Consider the following 24531-nt stretch of genomic DNA (forward strand, 5'->3'; position numbering starts at 1 on the left):
GTAAAAGCCGCTTACTTCACCACTTTCAGGCTCGGCCGGCCGCTTGGACGCGGAGGCTCGGAGTCTGGTGGTGGCACATCATCACCGCCTTCGCTGTCGATCGCTTCGTCGTCCTCGAAAGGCGACTCCAGATCGAACACCATGCCCTGGCCATTTTCCCGGGCATAGATCCCGAGGATGGCACCAATCGGCACGAACAGCGTATGCGGCACACCGCCGAAACGCCCTTCGAAGCTGACAGCTTCATTGTCCATGTGCAGGTGACGCACGGCGCTGGGTGATACGTTCAGCACAATCTGCCCATCACTGGCAAAACCCTGCGGTACGTCAACCTTGGGGAATTCAGCGTTGACCAGCATGTGCGGGGTGCAATCGTTGTCCACAATCCACTCATAGAGCGCGCGGACCAAGTAGGGTCGACTGGAGTTCATCAGCGGCTCCTTAAGCCTTAGCGCATATCGCGTTCGACGCCAGACAGACTCGCCTGGAAAGCCTCACGCGCAAACTGGCGCTCCATGTAATCAAGCAACGGCTTGGCCGGCCGTGGCAGTTCAATGCCCAGGATCGGCAAGCGCCAGAGTATGGGTAATAGGCAGCAATCCACCAAGCTTTGTTCCTCGCTGAGGAAAAAAGGTTTGTCGGCGAACAACGGCGAAACACCGGTCAGGCTCTCACGCAATTCCTTGCGCGCCTGCACTCGAGCGGCTTCTTTACTGCGTGTATCCAGAATCAAATCCACCAGCCCGCACCAGTCACGCTGGATCCGATGGATCAGCAGGCGGCTGTTGGCACGCGCCACCGGATATACCGGCAGCAAAGGTGGATGCGGGTAACGCTCATCCAGGTATTCCATCACCACGGTTGACTCCCACAACGCCAGGTCACGATCGACCAGGGTGGGCAAGCTGCCGTAAGGGTTCACTTCGATCAGCTTCGGCGGATGACGTCCCACCTCCACACTGATGATCTCGGCGCTGACACCCTTCTCTGCGAGCACGATGCGTACTCGGTGGGAATAGTGGTCGGCGGGGTCGGAGTAACAGGCCAACCGGTTGGTCACGCCCATGGCGGTCCTCCTCGCTTGTTGAAATTATCGAAAGCTCAAAAACGAGCGCGCCCAGAGAGCATCTCTGTAGTGCCTGGTTCAACCAGACCGCTACGTGTAGAGGTGCCGCTGGGCGCGCAAGATTAACAGCAATTGCTTACGGTTGGATCAATGCACATCCTTCCAGTATTCGCGTTTGAGCAGATAGGCGAATACGAAGAAGAAGGCCAGGTACAGCAATACATAGGTACCGATGCGCTGATGTTGCAGTTTGACCGGGTTGGCCGAGTAGGCCAGGAAGGTCACCAGATTCTTGACCTTCTCGTCAAACTGCTCTTCGTTCAGCGCGCCAGTCTTGGGCACGATGGTCAGTTGATCGCACGCTTCATGAGTCAAAGGCGTACCGGTCAACGGATCATATTGCTTCTTGCCGTCTTCAACGACCTGAACCTGCTTGCATCCTACCACTTGGCGACCCTGCAGGCCGACCAGAACGTTAGGCATACCGACGTTCGGGAAGACTTTGTTGTTTACGCCATAAGGGCGCGTCGGGTCTTCGTAGAAGGATTTGAGGTAGCCATAGAGCCAATCGGTGCCACGAACGCGCGCAACCAGAGTCAGGTCGGGCGGTGCAGCCCCGAACCAGGCCTTGGCGTCGGCAGGCTGCATGCCAATGTTCATGTGGTCGCCGATCTTCGCGCCAGTGAACACCGCGTGACTGAGCATCACGTCATGCGGGATGCCCAAGTCATCGGCGACACGCTCGTAACGCTGGAACTTGGCGCTGTGGCAGCCCATGCAGTAGTTGGTGAAGGTACGCAGAACATCCTGCATGGCGGCCTTGTCAGACACGTCGATATCGACGCTCTCCAGCTCAGCGCCATGCTCGGCAGCGAAGGACAGTAGCGGCAGCGCCGCAAGCATCAATGCAACAAATAACTTTTTCATCAGCCAGTCACCCTTTCCGGAACCGGTTTGGTCTTCTCGAGCCGGGTGTAGAACGGCATCAGAATGAAGTAGGCGAAGTACAGGAAGGTGCAGACCTGCGACAGCAGCGTCAGCCCAGGCGACGGCGCCTTCACGCCCGTCCAGCCCAGCAGCATGAAGGCGATACAGAACACGAGCAGCCAGATTCGGCTCAACCAACCCTTGTAGCGCATCGATTTGACCGGACTACGGTCAAGCCACGGCAGCACAAACAACAGAGCAATCGACGCCCCCATGGCAACCACGCCCATCAGCTTGTCTGGAATGGCCCGCAAGATCGCGTAGAACGGCGTGAAGTACCAGACCGGCGCAATATGCTCTGGCGTCTTGAAGGCGTTGGCCTGTTCGAAGTTAGGCTTCTCCAGGAAATAACCGCCCATCTCCGGGAAAAAGAACACGATCGAGCAGAAGATAAACAGGAACACCACCACGCCGACAATATCTTTCACGGTGTAGTACGGGTGGAACGGAATGCCGTCCAGCGGTATGCCGTTTTCATCTTTGTGCTTCTTGATGTCCACGCCATCCGGGTTGTTCGAACCCACTTCATGCAGCGCCAGGATGTGCAGCACCACCAAGCCCAGAATCACGATTGGCAAGGCCACGACGTGCAAGGCGAAGAAGCGGTTCAGGGTGATGCCTGAGATCAGGTAATCACCACGAATCCATTGGGTCAGGTCATTACCGATGACGGGGATCGCGCCAAACAGCGAGATGATCACCTGGGCGCCCCAGTACGACATCTGGCCCCACGGCAATAAGTAACCCATGAAGGCTTCAGCCATCAGCGCCAGGTAGATCAGCATGCCGAAGACCCACACCAGCTCGCGAGGCTTCTGGTACGAACCGTAGAGCAAGCCACGGAACATGTGCATGTAAACAACGATGAAGAACGCTGAAGCGCCGGTGGAGTGCAATAGACGCAAGATCGAGCCGTACTCGACGTCGCGCATGATTCCTTCAACGGACGCAAAGGCCTCTTCTGCCGACGGCGTGTAGCTCATCGTCAGCCAGACACCGGTGACCAGTTGGTTGACCAACACCAACAGCGCCAGGGAGCCGAAGAAGTAGAAGAAGTTGAAGTTTTTTGGCGCGTAATATTTGCTGAGATGGTCTTCCCACATTTTAGTGGCGGGGAAGCGCGCATCCACCCAATCCATGAACTTGCTCATCAGGCTTTCTCCCCCTCGTCGACGCCAATGACAATGACACTGTCAGTCTCGTAATGATGTGGCGGAACTGGCAGGTTCAGTGGTGCGGGTTGTGACTTGTAGACGCGACCAGCAAGGTCGTAGTGAGAGCCGTGACAAGGACAGAAGTAGCCACCGACCCAATCCTTGCCCAAGTCGGCAGGGGCAACTTCAGGGCGGAAGGTAGGCGAGCACCCCAGGTGGGTGCAGATACCGATCAGCAGCAGAATCTCTGGCTTGATCGAGCGAATTTCCTTATCGACGTAAGCGGGTTGTTCGGAATTCTTCGAGTCGGGATCAGACAGCTGACCTTCGATTTTCTTCAGATTCCCCAGGATTTCCTCAGTACGACGAACAATGAAAACCGGCTGACCGCGCCACTCAGCAATCATCTGCTGGCCTGGGTCGATCTTGCTGACATTCACCTTCACCGGTGCACCTGCGGCTTTCGCCTTGGCACTGGGAAACCATGACCCCACGAACGGGACCGCAGCCCCCACCGCTCCTGCAGCACCCACAACGGATGTGGCTGCTACCAAGAAGCGACGCCGGCCTGCATTCACGCCGTCATTGCTCATTCAGTCCTCTCCCATCAGCTTTTTGGCCTGTTAAATCAGGCGTCTACTAAGTGTTGAATCTTTACTTATAAAAATTTTGCCGAATGGTAATGAAAAGCCCCACGTATGACAAGGGAATTGCCCGGGGCTCCCTGTCCAGGCCTTGTAGTATAGGGGGTCTACGGATGTGGCAAGTTGTCACGGCGAAAATTGTGCATAAATCGTAGGCAATAAAAAACGCCCAGCTCCGTGAGGAGTTGGGCGTTTTTGTGGAACGTAAAGCGAATTAACGCTTCGAGTACTGCGGACGCTTACGCGCTTTACGCAGACCGACTTTCTTACGTTCAACTTCACGAGCATCGCGAGTAACGAAGCCAGCTTTGCGCAGAGCGCCACGCAGGGTTTCGTCGTACTGCATCAGAGCGCGAGTGATACCGTGGCGGATTGCGCCAGCTTGACCACTTACACCGCCACCAATAACGGTGACGTAGATGTCGAACTTTTCAACGGTCTCGGTCAATTCCAGCGGCTGACGAACTACCATGCGGGCAGTTTCGCGACCGAAGAAGTTTTCCAGAGTGCGGTTGTTGATCGAGATGTTACCAGTGCCCGGACGCAGGAAAACGCGTGCGGTTGCGGTTTTGCGACGGCCAGTGCCGTAATTTTGAGTCGCCGACATAATGAACTATTCCGTTAAAACTTCAGTTCTTGGGGCTGCTGAGCAGCATGAGGGTGTACAGCGCCCGCATAGACTTTCAGCTTGCGAAACATATCGCGACCCAGTGGGCCCTTCGGCAGCATGCCTTTGACCGCGATTTCGATCGGTGCTTCAGGCTTCTTGGAAATCAGACCTTCGAAGTTCGAAGACTTGATACCGCCTGGGAAACCGGAGTGACGGTAGTACATTTTGTCTTGCGCTTTGTTGCCGGTAACACGTACCTGCTCAGCGTTGATGATCACGATGTAGTCACCGGTGTCAACGTGAGGGGTGTACTCAGGCTTGTGCTTGCCACGCAGACGGCTGGCGACTTCAGTGGCCAGACGACCCAGGGTCTGACCAGCGGCGTCGACGACAAACCAGTCGCGCTGAACTGTTTCCGGTTTTGCAGTAAAAGTTGTCATTCTTTAATAGCCTCAGGGGCCGCCCTGTAAATTAGACGGCGGATCTTACTGAATAGTGCGTACTTTGACAAGTCAAAGGCAGCCGGATACAGACGCTATCGGGGGCTCGGGTCGGCGCGTCCGTTCAACGGCAAGATTCTTCGGCAGGCGGCGCATCACTTCCACTGCAGAAAGAGGTGGGCAATTATGCAGATTGCGAAAAAAAATTCAACCTGCTTTTATGATTGTTTTCCCCGAAGGAGTACCCGATGGATTATCGACAGCTGGGCCGCACCGATCTGAACGTAAGCGCGATAGCCTTGGGCACCATGACCTGGGGTGAGCAGAACAGCGAGGCAGAGGCCTTCGCTCAGATCGAACGGGCCAAGGCGGCGGGGATCAACTTCCTCGACACGGCGGAAATGTACCCGGTGCCGCCCAAGGCCGACACCTATGCCACCACCGAGCGTTACATCGGTAATTACTTCAAAAGCCGCGGCGACCGTACCGACTGGATCCTCGCCAGCAAAATCGCCGGCCCCGGCAACACCATCGACTACATCCGCGACGGGCACCTGCGCCACAACCGCAAGCACATCGTCGACGCCCTGGATGCCAGCCTCAAACGCCTGCAAACCGACTGGATCGACCTCTACCAGCTGCACTGGCCGGAGCGCAGCACCAACTTCTTCGGCCAACTGAGCTACAAGCACAAAGACGAAGACGACCTGACCCCGCTGGAAGAAACCCTCGAAGCGCTGGACGAACAAGTCAAGGCTGGCAAGATCCGCCATATCGGCCTGTCCAACGAAACCCCCTGGGGCACCATGAAGTTCCTGGCCCTGGCCGAGGCCCGCGGCTGGACCCGCGCTGTGTCGATCCAGAACCCCTACAACCTGCTCAATCGCAGCTTTGAAGTGGGCTTGGCGGAAGTCGCGATTCGTGAGCAATGCGGCCTGCTGGCCTACTCGCCGCTGGCGTTCGGGATGCTCAGCGGCAAGTACGAGAATGGCGCACGCCCCGCAAAGGCTCGCCTGACCGAATACAGCCGCTTCAGCCGTTACTTCAACCCGCAGTCAGAAGCGGCATGCAGCCGTTATGTGGCGCTGGCGCACGAGCATGGCCTGGACCCGGCGCAGATGGCGTTGGCGTTCGTGACGCAGCAGCCGTTTGTGACCAGCAACATCATTGGTGCGACAACGCTTGTACAGCTGGACAGCAACATTGCCAGTGCTGAGCTGAAACTGTCGAAAGACGTGCTGGAAGGGATTGAGGCGATTCAGAAGGATCATCCGAATCCTGCGCCTTGATTGATCTCTAAGCCGCTATCGGGCGCAAGCCCTGTCCCACATTTTGATGTGTGAACAGCGTCAAATGCGGCAGAGGGCTTGCTCCCAATGGAGCCCTCTGCAGCACAAAGAAATCAAAGCGCCCGCGCAATAATCTCCTTCATGATTTCATTGGTCCCCGCATAAATCCGCTGCACCCGCGCATCCGCCCAGGCCCGCGCAATCGGGTATTCCCACATGAAGCCGTAGCCGCCGTGTAATTGCACGCACTCGTCGAGCACCTTGCATTGCAGGTCAGTGGCCCAATACTTGGCCATCGCCGCCGTAGGCACGTCCAGCTTGCCCTCCAGGTGCAACGCCATGCACTTGTCGACAAACACGCGGCCAATCTGAATCTCGGTGGCCATCTCCGCCAGCTTGAACCGGGTGTTCTGAAAATCGGCAATCGCCTTGCCGAACGCTTTGCGCTCACGGGTGTATTCCAAAGTCCACTGCAGCGCCGCCTCGGCTGACGACAGCGCACCAATCGCCACGGTCAGACGCTCCTGGGGCAACTCCTGCATCAAATACGCGAAGCCCATGCCCACCTGGCCCAGCAGGTTTTCCTTGGGCACCCGCACATTCTGAAAGAACAGCTCAGAGGTGTCCTGGGCCTTCATGCCCACCTTCTCCAGGCGCTTGCCCTTGTCGAAGCCCGGCGTATCGGCTTCCACCAGAAACAGGCTGGTGCCCTTCGCTCCGGCCTTGGGATCGGTCTTGGCCACCACGATCACCAAATCGGCGAGAAAGCCGTTGGTGATAAAGGTCTTGGAGCCGTTGATCACGTACTCATCGCCGTCCAGCACTGCGGTGGTCTTGACGCCCTGCAAGTCGGAACCGGCCCCCGGCTCGGTCATGGCGATGGCCGTGACACTCTCGCCAGAGATCAATTTGGGCAGGTATTTGTGTTTCAACGCTTCACTGCCGTAATGCAGGATGTAAGGCGCGACGATGTCCGAATGCAGCGAGAAACCGATGCCAGTCAGCCCCAGGCGGCTGATCTCTTCGATCACCACTGCGCTGTACAAAAAGTCTGCGCCCAGACCGCCATATTCCTCCGGCAGATGTGAACACAGCATCCCCGCCTCGCCTGCCCTGCTCCATAGGCTGCGGTCGATATAGCCCTGTTTCTCCCATTGCGCATGGAACGGCGCGGCGTGTTTTTCAAGGAAGGTGCGCACGCTCTCGCGAAAGAGTTCGTGCTCCGAGCTGAACAAGGTTCTGGGGATCATGGGTCACCTGCGTGGATTGTCGGACAAAGACCGGACCACAGAGACTATGCCGCGAAGGCGTCACGGGACACTGGACACATGCGACAAAAAATAAGACGATCCAGCCGTCTGGTGACCACTTTCCCCTATAAGAATAAATGAAATTATGTCTAACCAAATCTCCACGCCCCTGCGGCGCGTCAGCATTTTGGCCATTGATCGGGTATTCGCTTCAACCCTCATGCAAGCCAAGGATTTCTTCCATCTCGCCAGCCTGCGTTATGGCAAACAACAAGGCCTGGGCCTGACCCCGGCGTTTGAAACGCGCCTGGTCAGCCCCGACGGGCAATCGGTGCGCAGCTTCAGTGATGTGATCATGCCGGTGGACGGCGGCCTGGAAGACGCCGACATCATCGTGTTGCCGGCCTTCTGGGATGACTTCGACGCCCTGTGCACGCGCTACCCACAAGTGCTGCCCTGGCTGCGCCAACAACATGCGCGTGGTGCCGTGCTCTGCGGCGAAGCCACCGGGGTGTTCTGGCTCGCGGAAGCCGGGCTGCTGGATGGCAAAGAGGCGACTACTTACTGGCGGTTCTTCAATGCCTTCAGCGAACGCTTCCCCAACGTGCAACTCAATCAGGACAAGCACCTCACCGACGCCGATAACCTGTATTGCGCTGGCGGCACTACCTCGGCGTGCGACCTCTACATCTACCTGATCGAACGCTTCTGCGGCGCCAATATCGCCCAGGCGGTGGCCCGCGATATTCTCTACGAAGTGCAACGCAGCTACGCGCCGGGGCGCATTGGTTTTGGTGGGCAGAAGCTGCACCAGGACGTGATCATTCTGCAGATCCAGCACTGGCTCGAAGAGCATTTTGCCGACAAGTTCCGCTTCGAAGACGTCGCCCGGGAACACGGCATGAGCATCCGCAACTTCATGCGCCGCTTCCAGACTGCCACCGGTGACAAGCCGCTGCATTACCTGCAGCGCCTGCGCATCGAGACCGCCAAGGGCCTGCTTTCAGGCAGCCGCAAAAGCATCAAGACCATCAGCTATGAGGTGGGTTATGACGATGCGAGCTTTTTTGCGCGGCTGTTCAGGCAGCACACTGAGTTGTCGCCCAACCAGTACCGCCAACAGTTCCAGCAGGCCGCGTAGGTCCAATGTGGCAGGGGCTTGCTCCCGATTGCGGTGGATCAATCAACATCTACAGTGACTGACACGCCGTTATCAGGAGCAAGCCCCCTTCCCACCTTGAGCCTGCGTTGTGCTTAGGGCTTGTGCCCGCGCGACAGGAACTCGTGGGACTGCATTTCCAGCAAGCGGCTCAGCGTGCGCTGGAATTCAAAGTTCAAGCGACCGCCGGTGTAGAGGTCCTTGAGTTCGACTTCCGCCGAGATGATCAGCTTGACGTTGCGGTCGTAGAATTCGTCGACCATGTTGATAAACCGGCGCGCGATGTCGTCAGTGGTGACGCTCATCTGCTCCACGCCGCTCAAGATCACCGCGTGGAAGATTTTGCCCAGTTCGATGTAGTCGTTCTGGCTGCGCGGGCCGTCGCACAGTTGGCGAAATTCGAACCAGGCCACGTCATCGCAGGTGCGCAGCGCGATGATTTCGCGGTTCTCGATCATCAACTTGTCGTTTTCCACCGCCTGGGTGCATTCCGGCGTGAGCGCGCGGAAGCTTTTTTTCAGGCTTTCGTGCGCCGCTTCGTTCAGCGGGAAGTGGAACAGCTCGGCTTGCTCCAGGTGACGCAGGCGGTAGTCGACGCCGCTGTCGACGTTGACGATCTCGGTGTTCTGCTTGATCAACGCGATGGCCGGCAGGAAGCGCGCGCGTTGCAGGCCGTCCTTGTACAAGCCGTCGGGTACGATGTTCGAGGTGGCGACCAGGGTCACGCCGTTCTTGAACAGCTCTTCCATCAGGGTGCCGAGGATCATGGCGTCGGTGATGTCGGAGACGAAGAATTCATCGAAGCAGATCACCCGTGCCTCGTCCGAGAAGCGCTTGGCGATGATGGTCAGCGGGTTTTTCTCGCCCGGCAGGGTCTTCATTTCTTCGTGCACGCGCTTCATGAAGCGGTGGAAGTGCGTACGGACCTTTTCCTTGAACGGCAGCGCTTCAAAGAAGGTATCGACCAGGTAAGTCTTGCCCCGGCCCACGCCACCCCAGAAGTACAAGCCTTTGACCGGCGTATGGTCTTTCTTGCCAAACAGCTTGCTGAACATCCCTGGCTTGCTTTGCGAGGCCGCGACCAGGTCGTCGTACAGACGCTGCAAATGACGCACCGCGGTTTCCTGGGCAGCGTCATGGAAGAATTCAGGGCGTTTCAGATCAGCTTGATATCGTTCTAGGGGCGTCATAATTTCGTTAGCAAGGCAACAAAAACGGGCCGTCACTGTAACGACGGCCCTGGAGAATGGCAATCAACCCTTGGTCGGGTTAATCCTCGATTGGAGTCAACGCGACGCGCAGGGCTTGGATGGCAGCGTCGCGCGACGTTTCGTCGGCGAACGCAGCGCTGTCGGCCACCGCAGCGCCGTCCAGCCATACGCTGAAGCCCAGGGCTTCAGTGCGCACGTCCAACGTGCCGCCGCTTTGCAATTGCTTGGTCACGGCGCCAGCCGCTTTACCGTCGGCAAAGTTGCGCGAGAGCAACAACTGCTCGCCATCGGCGGCCAGCAAGCGGAAGCGGAAACTGCCGTCGTCTTCGCGAAAGCTCACAAAGCGTGCGGCTTTGGCGGCTTTTTTCTTGGTCGCCAGCGGCGCTGCAGCCTGGTTGACGAATGAACGCAGGCCCACCGCTTCACGCAGCTGGGCCAGGAACGGCGCCGCTACGGCACGGGCTTTCTTGGCGCCGATCAGCAGCAGGTCTTCCATGTCCGAGGGGCGCGACATCAGTTGGTGGTAACGCTCACGCGCTTCGCCCAGTTGACCATCGAGCAGTTGGAACAGACGGTTCTTCGCCTCGCCCCAGCCCAAACCTTGCAGCAACTCGCCGCGAAACTCTTCTTCCTGCGCCTTGGTGGCAAACGCCTGAAACAGGGTGAACAGGTGCGCGTTGTCCGGGTCTTTGGCTTCGCCGGGCGCACGCGAATCGGTGACGATCCGCGAGATGGCGTCTTTCATGTCCTTGGCGCTGGTGAACAACGGGATGGTGTTGTCGTAGCTCTTGGACATCTTGCGGCCATCGAGGCCCGGTAAGGTGGCGACGCTTTCTTCGATCAACGCCTCGGGCATGGTGAAGAATTCTTTACCGTTGCCGAACAGGTGGTTGAAACGCTGGCCGATGTCGCGGGCCATTTCCACGTGCTGGATCTGGTCGCGGCCGACCGGCACTTTGTGCGCATTGAACATCAGGATGTCCGCCGCCATCAGCACCGGGTAGCTGTACAGGCCCATGGTGATGCCCGCGTCCGGGTCTTCACCGGTTTCCACGTTCTTGTCCACCGAGGCCTTGTAGGCATGGGCGCGGTTAAGCAGGCCCTTGGCGGCAACACAGGTCAGCAGCCAGGTCAGCTCGGGAATTTCCGGGATGTCGGACTGGCGATAGAACGTCACCCGGTTCACATCCAGGCCACCGGCCAGCCAGGTCGCGGCGATTTCCATACGCGAGCGCTGGATGCGCTGCGGGTCATCGCACTTGATCAAGGCGTGGTAGTCGGCCAGGAAGTAGAAGGAGTCGGCATTCGCGTCTTGGCTGGCAAGGATCGCCGGGCGGATCGCGCCAGCGTAGTTGCCCAGGTGCGGCGTGCCGGTGGTGGTAATGCCGGTGAGGATACGGGTACGAGTCGTCATGGGTAATCGCTTATCAGACTGCTATCAATTCGAGAGGCGCGGCAGCACCAGATCCTTGAGATCGGTCAGCTTGCCATGAAAAAAGTGTCCGCATTCTGCCACTTTCAGCAGCTCATGGGGGCGTTTCAAGGCGCCAGACCAGTCGTAGACCAGCTGTGGGTCGACCACTTCGTCGGTTTCCGGCTGGATGAGTGTCAATGGGCAGCCCTGGGGCAGCACGTCGGTATCACGCAGGCGCATCACGGCAGCAGCAACCATGAACAGGTGCGCAAGCTTTTCACCCTTGGCTTCCAGGCGACCACCAAGGCTGGCGGCCACATACCCGCCGAAGGAAAAACCGAGCAAGGTGATCGGCAGCTCGGGGTGCTTTTCCCGCAGCCAGGTGGCAGCCGCTTCGGCATCGTCCACTTCACCGGTGGCCATATCGTGCGTACCGGCGCTGGCACCGACGCCACGGTAATTGAAACGTAAAGTAATCAAACCGGCATCGCGGGCGGTACGTTGCAGGGTCGAGACAACTTTATTGAGCATGGTCCCGCCCTGCACCGGGTTAGGGTGGCAGATCAGCGCCAGGCCACGTGGCTCGGGGTGATCCAGGTACAAGGCTTCCAATTGGCCAACCGGGCCATCGATCAAAACGGGGGTTTCACGCATGAGCAAGGAATGAACTCCGTGACCTCTCAAAGGGTCGACTCGTCTAGCTAAAAGTCTGTGCATGGCATCATTGCGAGCTTAATCGCGGTATACAGCGCAGGTCCGAGCCGTTAACGTAAAGCAAAGCCGTTTATAGAGGAAGGACTCGTGGAACACTCGCTCTTAGTTTGGTTGTTGCCGACTCTCGCCTTGGTTGCCGGTGTCGCGATTGGATTTCTGGTTGCCCGCCTGCTGCCGAATGCCGCGCCTAACCGCACGCAGCGTCAGTTGGATGACATTCAGGAACGTTTTGACAGTTATCAGAACGAGGTTGTTACCCACTTCAACAGCACCGCGACCCTGGTCAAGAAGCTCACTCAGAGCTACCAGGAAGTACAGGATCACCTCGCCGATGGCGCCAACCGCCTGGCCCTCGACGACATCACCCGTCAGCGTCTGCTGGCTGCGCTGCATTCCGATGCGCCGCAAACTCCGCGGGAACGTCTGACTCCGCCGCGGGAAAACCAGGAGCCACCACGGGACTACGCGCCAAAAACGCCGAACGCCCCGGGCATGCTGGATGAGCATTACGGCTTGAAGAAGTAAGTCATTTTCAAGCAATAAAAAAGCCCGGCTGATCAATGATCAGCCGGGCTTTTTGTTGGGCACTCACTTCATCAGCCCACATTGATTGAGTTCGGCCTCAGGAGACGAGTTGCTCCTGAAGTCGCCCACCCTCGATCCGCACATGCCGCCCATGGAAGCGCTTGAGGCTGCTGCGATGGCCGACACTGACGATGCTCAGCCCTGGCAACTCATCAATCAAGGCTTGGTACAACGTTGCCTCATCCTCTTCATCCATCGCCGAGGTGGCTTCGTCCATGTACAGCCATTGCGGTGCGAACAACAGCGCGCGGGCAAACGCCAGGCGCTGCTGCTCGCCTGGCGAGAGCATGCGTTGCCAGTGGTTGGCTTCGTCCAGACGACCGACCAAGTGCGGCAATCGGCAAGTTTCGAGCACCTGTGCATAACGTTCCGGCGGGTAGACGCTGTCGGCCTGTGGATAACTCAGCGCGGCCTTCAGGGTGCCAATCGGCAAATACGGTTTCTGCGGCAGGAACAGGTAACGCGCCGCCGGCAGGCGGATGCTGCCGTGGCCCGCCGGCCACAAGTGCCCCATGGCGCGCAGCAAGGTACTTTTACCGCTGCCGGAACGCCCGCTGAGCATCACACGCTGGCCCGGTTCCACGGTCATGTCGGCATCGGTGAGCAAGTGGCGACCGTCGGCCAGGTCCATGCCCAAGTCGTTCACCACCAGACGCTCGCCTTCCGGGCGCACATCGATGGCCGGGGCGCGCTGTTCGTTTTCACTCATGGCCTGGTGGAAACTGAGCAGACGATCACTGGTCGCGCGCCAACTGGCAAGGTCGGCGTAAGCGCTGATAAACCAGCTGAAGTTGCCCTGCACATTGCCGAACGCCGAGTTGATTTGCATCAGTTCGCCCAGTTCGATCTTGCCGGCGAAATAGCGCGGCGCAGCGACAATAAAGGGAAAGATGATTGCGATCTGTTCATAACCGGCGGTAAAGAAGGTCAGGCGCTTGGACACTTTCATGATGTCCCAGAAGTTGCGCCATACTTTGCCGAAACGCGCACTCAAACGCTGGTTTTCATTCGGCACGCCGTTATACAGAGCGATGCTCTCGGCATTCTCGCGCACGCGCACCATGGAGAAACGCAGGTCCGCTTCGAAGCGTTGTTGTTGGTTGCTCAGGCCGATCAAGCGGCGGCCGATCAAGTGGGTTATCCAACTGCCGATACCGGCGTAGACCAGCGCACACCAGAACATGTAACCCGGAATGGTAAAGCCAAATACCTCGATGCTGCCGGAAACGCCCCACAGAATGATCGAGAAGGACACCAGGCTGACAATATTGCGCAGCAGCCCCAGGCCCAGGCCCAAGGTGTTCGAGGTGAAGTTATTGAGGTCTTCGGATATCCGCTGGTCCGGGTTATCGGTGTAGCCGCCCTGCTCCAGCTGGTAGTAGTTCTTGTCGGCGAGCCACCGCGCGAAGTGCTTTTCGGTGAGCCAGGCACGCCAGCGAATGGTCAGCATCTGTGTCAGGTACAGGCGGTATACCGCGCCGAGAATCGCCACGGCGGCAATCGCGCCAAAATAGCCGATCAACTGCCAGAAGGCGGCGGTGTCCTTCTTCTCCAGGGCGTTGTAGAAATCCTTGTACCAGTGGTTGATCCACACCGAGATCGCCACGCTGAACAGCGACAGGCCAATCAGTGCCGCCAGTAGCAACCAAGCCCTGCCCTTCTCTTCGCTGCGCCAATAGGGCGTGATCATCGCCCAGGTTCGGCGCAAGAATTGCCCACGCACCGCGTCATTGACCGCAGAATACTCAGCGTTCTGATTCATCGTTCAGGCTCGATAGGGAAGAGATGACAGGCATTTGAACCGATCATAGTCGATCGGTTCAGGGCTCCGTGCGGCCTGAAGCAGGTTGTTCAGACTTTGTTCAGCGCCGTACCGGACGCTTCTGCAGCTTGCGCTGCAAGGTACGCCGGTGCATGCCCAAGGCGCGGGCGGTGGCGGAGATGTTGCCTTCGTGCTCGGTCAGCACACGCTGGATGTGTTCCCACTGCAGGCGGTCCACCGACATCGGATTTTCCGGCACCAGGGTGTCGAGGTCGGCATGCTCGGAGAGCAAGGCGGCCAGCACATCGTCGGCGTCCGCCGGCTTGCACAAGTAGTTGCAGGCGCCACGCTTGATCGCCTCGACGGCGGTGGCGATGCTGGAGTAACCGGTGAGGATCACCACGCGCATTTCCGGGTCAAGTTCCAGCAATTTGGGCAGCAGCACCAGGCCGGAGTCGCCGTCCATTTTCAGGTCGAGCGCAGCGTAGTCCGGCAAGTCGGCCTGGGCGATGGTCAGGCCTTCTTCGGCCGACCCTGCGGTGCTCACGCGAAAGCCACGACGGCTCATGGCGCGCGCCATCACGCGGGTAAAGGTGGCGTCGTCATCTACCAGCAACAGGTGCGGCAGTTCTTCGCCTTCGACTTGGATCTCGTCACTCATCGATATCTCCTCGTGCGACACGGGGCAGGCGCAGCTCGGTGAGCGTGCCACCTTCCTCATGACTATAGAGCTTCACTGAGCCGCCCGCGCGGGTCACGCTGGCCTTGCTCAAAAACAGGCCGAGGCCGAAGCCTTTGCCCTTGGTGGTAAAGAAGGGTTTGCCGATTTGCTCGGCAATGGCCAACGGCACGCCCGCACCGTGGTCACGAATGCTGATGGTCACGTCTTCCGCGTCCCAGTCCAACTGCACACCCAGACCTTCGGGGCAGGCGTCGGCGGCGTTGTTCAACAAGTTAAGCAAGGCTTGGGTCAGGTCCGGCGGCGGCGCCATGCGCGGCACACTGCCCTGGCCCAGCAGGTTGAAGCGGTAACTGGCTTCGGGGCGCATCAAGTGCCAGCGGTTCAGCGCTTCATCGAGCCACTGGGTCACGTCCTGCATCTCCACGGCCAGGCGGCGATTGGCTTCGGCGGCGCGCACCAGTTGCTGCAAGGTCTGTTTGCATTGCTTGACCTGTTCCTGCAACACACTTAAGTCATCTTGCAGCGCCGGGTCGTGATGGTCCTGGACCATTTCATTGAGCAGCACGCTCATGGTCGCCAGCGGCGTCCCCAACTCATGGGCGGCGCCAGCAGCCTGGGTGGCGACTGCCAGCAATTGCTGGTCACGCAGGCCTTCCTCGCGGCGAATAGCGCGCAATTCTTCCTGGCGACGCAACTCTTCGGCCATGCGCGCAGCAAAGAAGGTAATCACTGCGGCAGACAGGGCGAAACTCAGCCACATCCCGTAGATCTGCAGATTTTCCCGAGCGATGGGGAACGTCTGCAACGGGTAAAACTGGGCCAGCAACAAGGTGTACAGCGTCAGCGCGATACCCGACAGCACCACCGAGTAGCGCCATGGCAACGTGACGGCCGCGATGGTCAGTGGCACCAGGTAATACGAAACGAATGGGTTGGTGGAACCACCGGAGAAATACAGCAACACACTGTGGATAAACAGGTCGCAGGCCAGCTGCAGGGCGTATTCCAGTTCAGTTACCGGCCATGTGGTGCGCAGCCGAATAGCCGTGAATACACACAGTACGATGGAGAAGCAGAGGGTCACGGCCAGCTGCAGCCAGGGCAATGGCAGCAGGTCAAACCAATACGCGAGCCCGACGGAACCAGCCTGTGCGGCCAGTACCAAGGTGCGGATGAACGTCAGGCGCCATAGGTTCTGGCGTGTGGCGGAAGTCAGTTTTACGGCGGCGAGCATGAGCTCTCCCGGTGAGCGCTGCAGGCGGATCGGCAGCAGTATAAACGAAGCGGACGCACTGGCACGGCGCGTGTGGCTCTTTGACGCAGGCCGGGCGAATGACCGTTCGTCGGCGCCGCGACAACTTGTAGCGAATGTGTAAACCCGAAGAACCCGACAGCACCGTCTACAGTCATACCGAACACGGCTATCCCTACACGAATACCCTCAAGGAGCTTCCATGTCTCGTTTCACTCGCAGTGCAGCCATTTTCACCCTCAGCGCCAGCGCCCTGGCCAGCCTGCCGGCCATGGCCGCCGATGAACTGCATTACAACCAGATTTCCCTGCGTGCCGAAGTCAGCCAGGAAGTGGCCCGCGACAAAATGATCGTCACTCTTTACACCGAGTCGCAAAATACCGACCCGGCCAAGCTCGCCGCCGAAATCACCACCACCCTGAACAAGGCTCTAGGCGAGGCTCGCGAAGTCAAAGGCGTGACCCTGCGTCAGGGCAGCCGTAACAACTACCCGATCTACGACAACAAGAACCAAAAGATCACCGGCTGGCGTGAGCGCGCCGAATTGCGCCTGGAAAGTGCCGACTTCCCTGCCCTGTCCAAACTGACCGGCGAGCTGCTGAACACCCTGAAAATGGACAGCATGGACTTCGCCATCGCCGACACCACGCGCAAGGCCAGCGAAGATGCGTTGCTCAAAGACGCGGTTGCCGCCTTTAAGGCCCGCGCACAACTGGCCACCGATGCACTGGGCGGCAAGGGCTACAAGATCGTCAACCTGAACTTCAACACCAACGGTTACCCACAACCGTATGCCCGCAACGGCGGGATGATGATGAAAGCAGCCATGATGGATTCGGCGCCGACGCCTGAGGTAGAAGCCGGCACCAGCCAGGTAAATATGAGCGCTGATGGCGTCATTGAAGTACTGCAATAAACCCGTCTGAAACGAAAAAACGGCGCAACCTGTAGGTTTGCGCCGTTTTTTTTGGAGACTACGGCGCATACGCACGTATTACTCAGTGACACATCACGACGGAATCAAATACTCGGTTCTCACAACTCAATGTTGCCACCGACACCAAGGAGGGACACGCAGGCATCAATCACTTCTTGAGAACCGAAATCATGACTTTAACGCTCAAACCGAGACCCTCTGTGCAGCCGCCACAAGAGATCCACACACCTGCTGATTCTGTCTCTCCCCCCCAAATATCAAAGACACAAGCGCCTCAACTACCCGCCGGCGACATGGCCCGGCCTCAAGAAACAGCGTTGCTTAAGTCTTACCTGGAAGCGGTACAGAGCATCGTACTGGGCCTAACCCCCAAGCTGGTAAAAGTTCCTCCTCAGAGCACATTAGGCCAGTGGCTTTCACTGTATCGAGACCAACTGGAACATCCTGTTGTTCAAGGCTGGATGCGTGAACAGAAAATCACTCCCGACAGCCTGCTCTCGATCAACCCCTCTAAAGGGACCTTGACCGCCATGGTCAGAGGCGAAGAAAAAACTTTCAGTCTCACGGACACCACCGGATGGGGACAGGTCTCAGGGCCACTGTTGGCGGCTGCCAAAGTCATCGCACCTGGAAACAGTGGCGTGTTGCGAGTGGGATTGCGTGATGGCTACGTACAAGTCACCGCAAAGGTAGTGGCAAACTTCGCAGGTGTGCCACTCCCCGCCACCCTCGCTGAGGGTCGAGCGCAAATCAGGCAGATGGAACATAAAGTTGCCTTCGACCCCGTCCCCCCCAATGACCGCTTACGGCCAGCCGGCAGCCGTTCGGCCGATGCTCTGCACGTGCATAAACAGAATGCTGCTACGTATTACAGTGCCGCCCCCCAGACACTGGCTTACAAACGCCTGGCCGTTGAGGTTGCCAATAACCTGCCAAACACACGGGCAGAAGCCAAGAAGTGGGCCGAAGCACTGATGTTCAAATTGACCGGCAAAGTCGTCGACGCTGACACCATTTATTTGAACCGCTTTCACAGCTACAACACCCCGCCAACCGGTGACCCAACACCCATTACTGGCTGGGAACACCCCGGCGAAGAGCCGTATTCTTCGTTACGCCTGCCGGATGCCCTGCTGAAAAACTTCTGCGAACACGACGGGATCCCGGGCACCCTGGATGCACAAGCCGGTTTGTATACCGTAGGCACAGGTGAAAGCACAAAGGGCGGGTACGGCGCCCATAACGAATTCCCTCTCGAGCCGTCCAAGCTCATGCACGCCAGCTGGAAGACTGACTTTCAAGCCCAGATGACTCAAAAGATCGACAATTTCTGGAACGCTCATGCGGGTAACTACGAGACCGCAATCAAAGGCGAGTTCGTCTACCAGGCCCGCAAGCAATTAAAAATGGCTGAAGCCCGAACACCGGCCGAGCGCGCGCTGCAGCCACCCGAGCAGCGCTTCACCCGCGAAGACTACGAACTGGTGATGGGCGCAGCGTCCAACCTCCCGCTCGACGAAAATGCGCCGCTCACCGTCGAACAACTCAAGACCAGGGGGCAGGTGAAAAGCAACGTTCAAGTGAACGCCCTTAACATCCACGGCTATACCTCCAACGACATGATGCGATTCAGTGTCGGCGACAATGGCCGGCAAGTGATTTGCTACCCTGGAGCTGTGCCCGTTTTTCTCAGGTTTGACTCTCTTGAGAAACTTGATCAATGGGTTGTCAACCAAACCAAAGATGCAAAAAAACGCGCCGCGTTGATGGCTCATTTTCCGTTGATGTATCACCAGGACCAAACCGCCAATTTTCTTTCGCGCCTGGAAAAAGTAATTATCCCTGTGCTGTGGTTCACACACGTTGGGGAAAAGAAGGACGGCCTGAACACCCTCTTCGACAAAATGGCCACCGGTAAATTGAAAGACCCCGTGATCAATGACAAACACTCAAACATTAAAGCGGATGTGTTTCACGAAATGACATCGGCCAGTCAAGCGCGGATGCACAGTGATGCCGACGTTGTTATCAAGTCCAACAGCGAAGTGACTCGGGATACCTGGCTGAACGACATCACCGTAGCCGCCGGGTTACTGGCCAAGCTTGCGCCCATCGCCGCGCCGGTCGCCGGCGCTGCAATACTCACCGGGTTGACCGAGCTGACCTTAGGCGCAGAAAAAACATCGTCCGGTGACACTGAAGCGGAACGCAACGACGGTGCTTCCAAGGCATTCGACGGATTGCTGAATACGCTGTTCTCGGTCGGGGCAAGTACGATCCCTGAAGACCCTTTTGCACGCCCTCCCGAAACAGAATTACCAACCCTGGAGCTGCCTGCGCCGCCCAAGTCGCCTGAAATAGAGGAACCAAAACCTGGGCCTTCCTCCGGTAGACCTTCGGTAATCGACGGACTTGTACCGCTGCCGCTGCCTAAATCCCAGTCACTCATCCCCTTGGCGCAACATGCCATCCCCAACGGTGAGGAGTTGATAAAAAATGCTACCCGTGACGCACTCGGGGTGTATCGAATGACCGACGCCACGGGGGCATTCCGCCAATTCGTGCGCCTTACCGATGAAACCGGGACAAGCCAGGTCTTTGAGATATCCGGTCGCTACCGATCAGGCGATACCTTTGCCAAAATCATTAACCACGAGGGTGCGGGACTGGTGGTAGTCACACCCGGTCGTGGTAGCGAATGGGCACGCGCGCCGGGCGATGGCGGCGTTCGACTTTGGCCATGGCAGCGCTCAGCATCGTTAACGCCCAGTGAACGCCTTAGACCGGAGTTCTCAGACCTGTTCGCCGAAGTGGATGAGCGAGCGATAAAGCAGGCTGCGGTATTCGACGACTTGTTGAACGTTGATGAGGCAACACCCTACACGGTGTCCACAATTGGCTATGAAGAAAACGGCGCCTTGAAAAGAACGTTGAATATTTCCTGGACGGCCCCAAAAGAGAAGTTTGAAGTGCTGGAATCAGAAAAAGCGAGGCCAATACCAGACAGCACCAGTCTCTATTCGCGTAATTTCATTCTTGATATCAATCGCGCCGACTATACGGTGACTCGCTATACGGAAAACGGAGAGCTTCATTTTAAGCTCGACGCCGGCGGGGACTCGACCGAAAGCATCCAACAGAACAGGCTTAAACAGTTCGAGAAAGCGATTCCCGATGCAAGCCTGCGCGCGCGTATTTCCGAGATCGCCCATCAAGGATCGTCGGGGCCGGCCAATACTGAATTGCTGAACGCCTTGAAAGAAGGCTACAGCCCAAAAGTCAGTAACGCCTCCTATTTTATTGACTATGACCCTGTCAAAAACGAAGCCCAAGTCAACGTCGTCGCCAAGTGGCACGTGAATGATTTAAGGGGTGACGAGATGAAGCTTATTCCGGATATGGAAATGACCAGCACCCGACACTTCAACATCCGCTTGGGTAACGAAGTGTCGGATAACCCTTACATCATCGAAGAGGTGACACCCACACTGTTGACTGCCTCGGTGCCAGAAGCCTCTGGCGAATAAATCCACACGTTTGTCTCTACCTGAACACTCAGAACGGCGGTAACCTCGGTGACCGCCGTTTTCTTTTGGGCCGCTTTATAGGGCGGCTATTTCAGGGGCCTTCATGGAAAGAATTACCTTAAAACCGTTGCTCATTGCCGCAGGCCTTCTGGCCTTTATGCCAATGGCCCACGCTGCCAGCACTCTGGTCTACTGCTCGGAAGCCAGCCCCGCCGGCTTCGACCCGAGCCAGTACACCAGCGGCACCGACTTCGATGCATCTGCCGAAACCGTGTTCAACCGCTTGACCCAGTTCAAGCGTGGTGGCACCGAAGTCGAACCCGGCCTGGCAACCAACTGGGATGTATCCAAAGACGGCCTGACCTACACCTTCCATCTGCGCGATGGGGTCAAGTTCCACACCACCGACTACTTCACGCCTACCCGCGACTTCAACGCGGATGACGTGCTCTTCACCTTCAACCGCCTGCTGGATGCCGACAGCCCATTTCGCAAGGCCTACCCGTCCGAGTCGCCCTACTTCACCGACATGGGGTTGAACACCACGATCAAAACCGTCGAAAAACTCGACGACCACACTGTGCGGTTCAATCTGAATAACGTTGACGCCTCGTTCGTACAGAACCTGGCCATGAGTTTTGCTTCGGTGCAATCGGCCGAATACACGGCCCAACTGTTGAAAGAGGGCAAGGCCGAAGACATCAACCAGAAGCCCGTGGGCACCGGGCCGTTTGTGTTCAAGCGCTACCAGAAAGACTCACAGATCCGTTATGTCGCCAACAAACAGTATTGGAAGCCCGAGGATGTGAAGCTCGACAACCTGGTGTTCGCCATCACCCCGGACGCCGCCTCGCGCCTGCAGAAGCTCAAGGCCGGCGAATGCCAGGTCAGCGGTTACCCGCGCCCCGCCGACATCGACGTGATGAAACAGGATCCGAACCTTCGGGTATTGCAACAAGCCGGCTTCAACCTGGGCTTCCTCGCCTATAACGTGACCCACCCGCCACTGGATCAACTTAAGGTGCGCCAAGCCTTGGACATGGCCATCGACAAGCCGGCGATTATCAAAGCGGTTTATCAAAGCGCCGGGCAATTGGCGCAGAACGCGCTGCCACCGGCGCAGTGGTCTTATGACCCCACCATCAAGGACGCGCCGTACGACCCGGCCAAGGCGCGGGCGCTACTAAAAGAATCAGGGGTTGCACCAGGTACCACCATCAATCTGTGGGCGATGACCATACAACGCGCCTCCAACCCCAACGCGCGAATGTCGGCGCAGATGATCCAGCAGGATTGGGAGAAAGTCGGCATCAAAGCCAACATCGTCAGCTATGAGTGGGGCGAGTACATCAAGCGCGCCAAGAATGGCGAGCACGATGCGATGATTTACGGCTGGACTGGCGACAACGGCGACCCGGATAACTGGCTTGGCGTGCTCTACAGTTGTGCCGCGGTCAAAGGCAGCAACTACGCCAAATGGTGTAACCCGGCTTACGACACGCTGGTGCAGCAAGCCAAGGTCAGCAGCGACCGAGAACAGCGCATCAAGTGGTATCAACAGGCACAGAAAATCCTTAAAGAACAAGTACCTATAACGCCTATCGCAAACTCGACGGTTTTCCAGCCGATTCGAAAAGAAGTTAAGGACTTCAAGATCAGCCCGTTTGGCCTCACGCGGTTTTCTGGTGTGAGTCTAGATAAGTAACAGCGACGCCCCAACCGAGTGCGCCAGACGGCTCGGTTGGACTTTTTTGGTGCACTAAATGCACCGAAAAACCCTCTATATATATGCATTTATGTACAAACTTTCATAAATGCGACATTCCTGTACGTTCGTACCACAGTTTGGCGCTCGTGACGGCTTAGCATCTTGCAATGGGTATGGCCCCTGCATAAGTATCCGCAGGCCGACTCACGAGGTCGCCCTCACCACCAAAAATGACAACAAATCATGAGGCCAACATGCTTAAACACGCAGTCATTCCGCTTTTAGTGAGCGCTGGCCTTATGGCCGCAGCCCCTTTCGCCCAAGCGGCGACTAACCTGGTGTTCTGCTCCGAAGGGAGCCCGGCCGGTTTTGACCCAGGCCAGTACACCACCGGAACAGACTTCGATGCTTCGGCCGAAACCATGTTCAACCGTCTGACCCAGTTCGAACGCGGCGGCACCGCTGTGATTCCTGGGCTAGCCACCAGTTGGGACGTGTCCCCGGATGGCCTGACGTACACCTTCCACCTGCGTGACGGTGTCAAGTTCCACACCACCTCGTACTTCAAACCGACCCGTACCTTCAATGCCGATGACGTGCTGTTCACGTTCAACCGCATGATCAACAAGGACGATCCGTTCCGCAAAGCCTACCCCACCGAGTTCCCGTACTTCACGGACATGGGGATGGACACCAACATCAAGAACATCGAGAAAGTCGATGACCACACCGTCAAGTTCACCCTTGGCACCGTGGACGCTGCTTTCATCCAGAACCTGGCGATGAGCTTCGCTTCGATCCAGTCGGCTGAATACGCCGCCCAACTGTTGAAAGAAGGCAAGGCACAAGACATCAACCAGAAGCCAATCGGCACTGGCCCGTTCGTGTTCAAGAGCTACCAGAAAGATTCCAACATCCGTTACACCGGCAACAAGGATTACTGGAAGCCTGAAGATGTGAAGATCGACAACCTGATCTTCGCCATCACCACCGACCCGTCGGTGCGTATCCAGAAGCTGAAGAAAAACGAATGCCAGGTGACCCTGTTCCCACGTCCAGCCGACCTCAAGGCGCTGGGTGAAGACAAGGACTTGAAACTGCCGCACCAAGCCGGTTTCAACCTGGGCTACATCGCCTACAACGTGATGCCGGTGCTCAAAGGCCAAACCGCGCCTAACCCACTGTCGGACATCCGCGTGCGTGAAGCCCTGGACATGTCGGTGAACAAGCAGCAGATCATCGACTCCGTGTACCAAGGTGCCGGCCAACTGGCCGTCAACGCCATGCCGCCGACCCAGTGGTCCTACGACACCACCATCAAGGATGCCCCGCACGACGTGACCAAAGCCAAGGCTTTGCTCAAGGAAGCAGGCGTTAAGGAAGGCACCGAAATCACCCTGTGGGCGATGCCGGTTCAGCGTCCGTACAACCCGAACGCCAAGCTGATGGCTGAGATGCTGCAGAACGACTGGAAACAGATCGGCCTGAAGGTCAACATCGTCAGCTACGAGTGGGGCGAGTACATCAAACGCTCCAAAGGTGGCGAGAACCAGGCCATGATCATTGGCTGGAGCGGCGACAATGGTGACCCGGACAACTGGCTGAACGTGCTGTTCGGCTGCGACTCGCTGGCCGGTAACAACTTCTCCAAATGGTGTGACAAGAAATTCGACGGTATCGTGAAAGAAGCCAAGGCTACGTCGGATGTCGCCAAACGCACCGAGCTGTATAAGCAGGCGCAACATATCCTCAAAGATGCAGTCCCGATGACACCTATCGCGCACTCGACGGTGTATCAACCCATGCGCAACACCGTACAGGACTTCAAAATCAGCCCATTCGGCTTGAACTCCTTCTATGGCGTGAGCGTAAGCGGCAAGTAAGGATTAATAACGGCGACGTTTCACAACGTCGCCGTTATTGCATCCGCCTAGACCGTAGGAAACAGGCCACGACAGCCGTCATTGCGTCTTACAGCAATGAGCCGCGACGTATAGCTCCGTTACCTACAAGGTCAATCCGTATTGGCGCATTTACTGCGAAGTCCGCGACCCATAACGTCGTAGGACAGCAGAAGCACCAATCACGGAAAGGCACTTGCTGTGTGTGGGATCAGTGATGTCTCCCAGGCAGAAGCCTG

Annotated in this window: 21 protein-coding genes; 7 read left to right on the top strand and 14 right to left on the bottom strand. The window is 57.6% G+C overall.

Annotated features, from left to right (window positions below):
- Positions 1-11: 11 nt before the first annotated feature.
- From E0F99_RS06460 to rplM, 7 genes are all read right to left on the bottom strand, one after another.
- The gene (locus E0F99_RS06460; RefSeq protein WP_083360157.1) at positions 12-431 is read right to left on the bottom strand and encodes a ClpXP protease specificity-enhancing factor; all 420 of its coding nucleotides are present in this window, start codon (positions 429-431) and stop codon (positions 12-14) included.
- 17 nt (positions 432-448) lie between these two features.
- Complete coding sequence (locus E0F99_RS06465; RefSeq protein ID WP_027604841.1) at positions 449-1066, bottom strand: glutathione S-transferase N-terminal domain-containing protein; 618 nt, start codon at positions 1064-1066, stop codon at positions 449-451.
- 147 nt (positions 1067-1213) lie between these two features.
- Complete coding sequence (locus E0F99_RS06470) at positions 1214-1993, bottom strand: cytochrome c1 (RefSeq protein WP_130908731.1); 780 nt, start codon at positions 1991-1993, stop codon at positions 1214-1216.
- Positions 1993-3204 (bottom strand): cytochrome b, encoded by a 1212-nt coding sequence (locus tag E0F99_RS06475; protein ID WP_083360159.1) that lies wholly within the window; start codon positions 3202-3204, stop codon positions 1993-1995. The genes E0F99_RS06470 and E0F99_RS06475 overlap by 1 nt, the downstream gene beginning before the upstream one ends.
- Positions 3204-3800 carry a ubiquinol-cytochrome c reductase iron-sulfur subunit gene (gene petA, locus E0F99_RS06480; protein WP_053254389.1) on the bottom strand — a complete coding sequence of 199 codons (597 nt, stop codon included), beginning with the start codon at positions 3798-3800 and terminating at the stop codon, positions 3204-3206. Before petA ends, E0F99_RS06475 begins: the two co-directional genes overlap by 1 nt.
- Before the next feature lie 265 nt (positions 3801-4065).
- Complete coding sequence (gene rpsI, locus E0F99_RS06485) at positions 4066-4458, bottom strand: 30S ribosomal protein S9 (RefSeq protein ID WP_003216038.1); 393 nt, start codon at positions 4456-4458, stop codon at positions 4066-4068.
- A 14-nt stretch (positions 4459-4472) separates the two neighbouring features.
- Positions 4473-4901, bottom strand: a complete 429-nt coding sequence (rplM, locus tag E0F99_RS06490; RefSeq protein WP_003171742.1) for a 50S ribosomal protein L13 — start codon at positions 4899-4901, stop codon at positions 4473-4475.
- A 248-nt stretch (positions 4902-5149) separates the two neighbouring features.
- Here rplM and E0F99_RS06495 point away from each other — a divergent pair, with 248 nt between their 5' ends.
- The gene (locus tag E0F99_RS06495; protein ID WP_083360160.1) at positions 5150-6190 is read left to right on the top strand and encodes an NADP(H)-dependent aldo-keto reductase; all 1041 of its coding nucleotides are present in this window, start codon (positions 5150-5152) and stop codon (positions 6188-6190) included.
- Positions 6191-6303: 113 nt separating this feature from the next.
- Here the strand turns inward: E0F99_RS06495 and E0F99_RS06500 are convergent, their stop codons facing one another.
- Complete coding sequence (locus E0F99_RS06500) at positions 6304-7440, bottom strand: acyl-CoA dehydrogenase family protein (RefSeq protein WP_083360161.1); 1137 nt, start codon at positions 7438-7440, stop codon at positions 6304-6306.
- A gap of 220 nt (positions 7441-7660) precedes the next feature.
- On the opposite strand from E0F99_RS06500, the gene E0F99_RS06505 reads away from it, so the two are divergent.
- Entirely contained in the window at positions 7661-8581 is a 921-nt protein-coding gene (locus tag E0F99_RS06505; RefSeq protein ID WP_173667162.1) for a GlxA family transcriptional regulator, read from the top strand.
- Positions 8582-8694: 113 nt separating this feature from the next.
- Here E0F99_RS06505 and zapE read toward each other — a convergent pair whose 3' ends face one another.
- The 3 genes from zapE to E0F99_RS06520 all read right to left on the bottom strand — a co-directional run bounded on the left by zapE (position 8695) and on the right by E0F99_RS06520 (position 11878).
- Entirely contained in the window at positions 8695-9789 is a 1095-nt protein-coding gene (gene zapE / locus E0F99_RS06510; RefSeq protein ID WP_012722199.1) for a cell division protein ZapE, read from the bottom strand.
- Between the two features lie 79 nt (positions 9790-9868).
- Entirely contained in the window at positions 9869-11224 is a 1356-nt protein-coding gene (locus E0F99_RS06515; RefSeq protein WP_083360163.1) for a tryptophan--tRNA ligase, read from the bottom strand.
- Positions 11225-11248: 24 nt separating this feature from the next.
- Positions 11249-11878 (bottom strand): alpha/beta hydrolase, encoded by a 630-nt coding sequence (locus E0F99_RS06520; RefSeq protein ID WP_083360164.1) that lies wholly within the window; start codon positions 11876-11878, stop codon positions 11249-11251.
- A gap of 147 nt (positions 11879-12025) precedes the next feature.
- Here E0F99_RS06520 and E0F99_RS06525 point away from each other — a divergent pair, with 147 nt between their 5' ends.
- A complete protein-coding gene (locus tag E0F99_RS06525) occupies positions 12026-12463 on the top strand; it encodes a Z-ring associated ZapG family protein (RefSeq protein WP_003171734.1) in 438 nt (145 codons plus the stop codon).
- Between the two features lie 97 nt (positions 12464-12560).
- Here E0F99_RS06525 and E0F99_RS06530 read toward each other — a convergent pair whose 3' ends face one another.
- The 3 genes from E0F99_RS06530 to E0F99_RS06540 all read right to left on the bottom strand — a co-directional run bounded on the left by E0F99_RS06530 (position 12561) and on the right by E0F99_RS06540 (position 16201).
- Entirely contained in the window at positions 12561-14285 is a 1725-nt protein-coding gene (locus E0F99_RS06530; RefSeq protein ID WP_083360165.1) for an ABC transporter ATP-binding protein/permease, read from the bottom strand.
- A gap of 100 nt (positions 14286-14385) precedes the next feature.
- Complete coding sequence (locus E0F99_RS06535) at positions 14386-14946, bottom strand: response regulator transcription factor (RefSeq protein ID WP_003171731.1); 561 nt, start codon at positions 14944-14946, stop codon at positions 14386-14388.
- Positions 14939-16201: an ATP-binding protein gene (locus E0F99_RS06540; protein WP_083360166.1), complete on the bottom strand. Its 1263-nt coding sequence runs from the start codon at positions 16199-16201 to the stop codon at positions 14939-14941. Before E0F99_RS06540 ends, E0F99_RS06535 begins: the two co-directional genes overlap by 8 nt.
- 220 nt (positions 16202-16421) lie before the next feature.
- Between E0F99_RS06540 and E0F99_RS06545 the strand changes: the two genes are divergently transcribed.
- The 4 genes from E0F99_RS06545 (at position 16422) to E0F99_RS06560 (ending at position 24274) form a co-directional block, all read left to right on the top strand.
- Complete coding sequence (locus E0F99_RS06545; RefSeq protein WP_083360167.1) at positions 16422-17135, top strand: SIMPL domain-containing protein; 714 nt, start codon at positions 16422-16424, stop codon at positions 17133-17135.
- Between the two features lie 191 nt (positions 17136-17326).
- Positions 17327-20683, top strand: a complete 3357-nt coding sequence (locus E0F99_RS06550) for a dermonecrotic toxin domain-containing protein (RefSeq protein ID WP_083360168.1) — start codon at positions 17327-17329, stop codon at positions 20681-20683.
- Positions 20684-20786: 103 nt separating this feature from the next.
- Entirely contained in the window at positions 20787-22388 is a 1602-nt protein-coding gene (locus tag E0F99_RS06555) for an ABC transporter substrate-binding protein (RefSeq protein WP_083360169.1), read from the top strand.
- A 257-nt stretch (positions 22389-22645) separates the two neighbouring features.
- Entirely contained in the window at positions 22646-24274 is a 1629-nt protein-coding gene (locus E0F99_RS06560; protein ID WP_083360170.1) for an ABC transporter substrate-binding protein, read from the top strand.
- Positions 24275-24531 lie beyond the last annotated feature (257 nt).

The sequence above is a fragment of the Pseudomonas antarctica genome (genome assembly GCF_900624995.1).
GTDB classification, from domain to species: domain Bacteria; phylum Pseudomonadota; class Gammaproteobacteria; order Pseudomonadales; family Pseudomonadaceae; genus Aquipseudomonas; species Aquipseudomonas antarctica.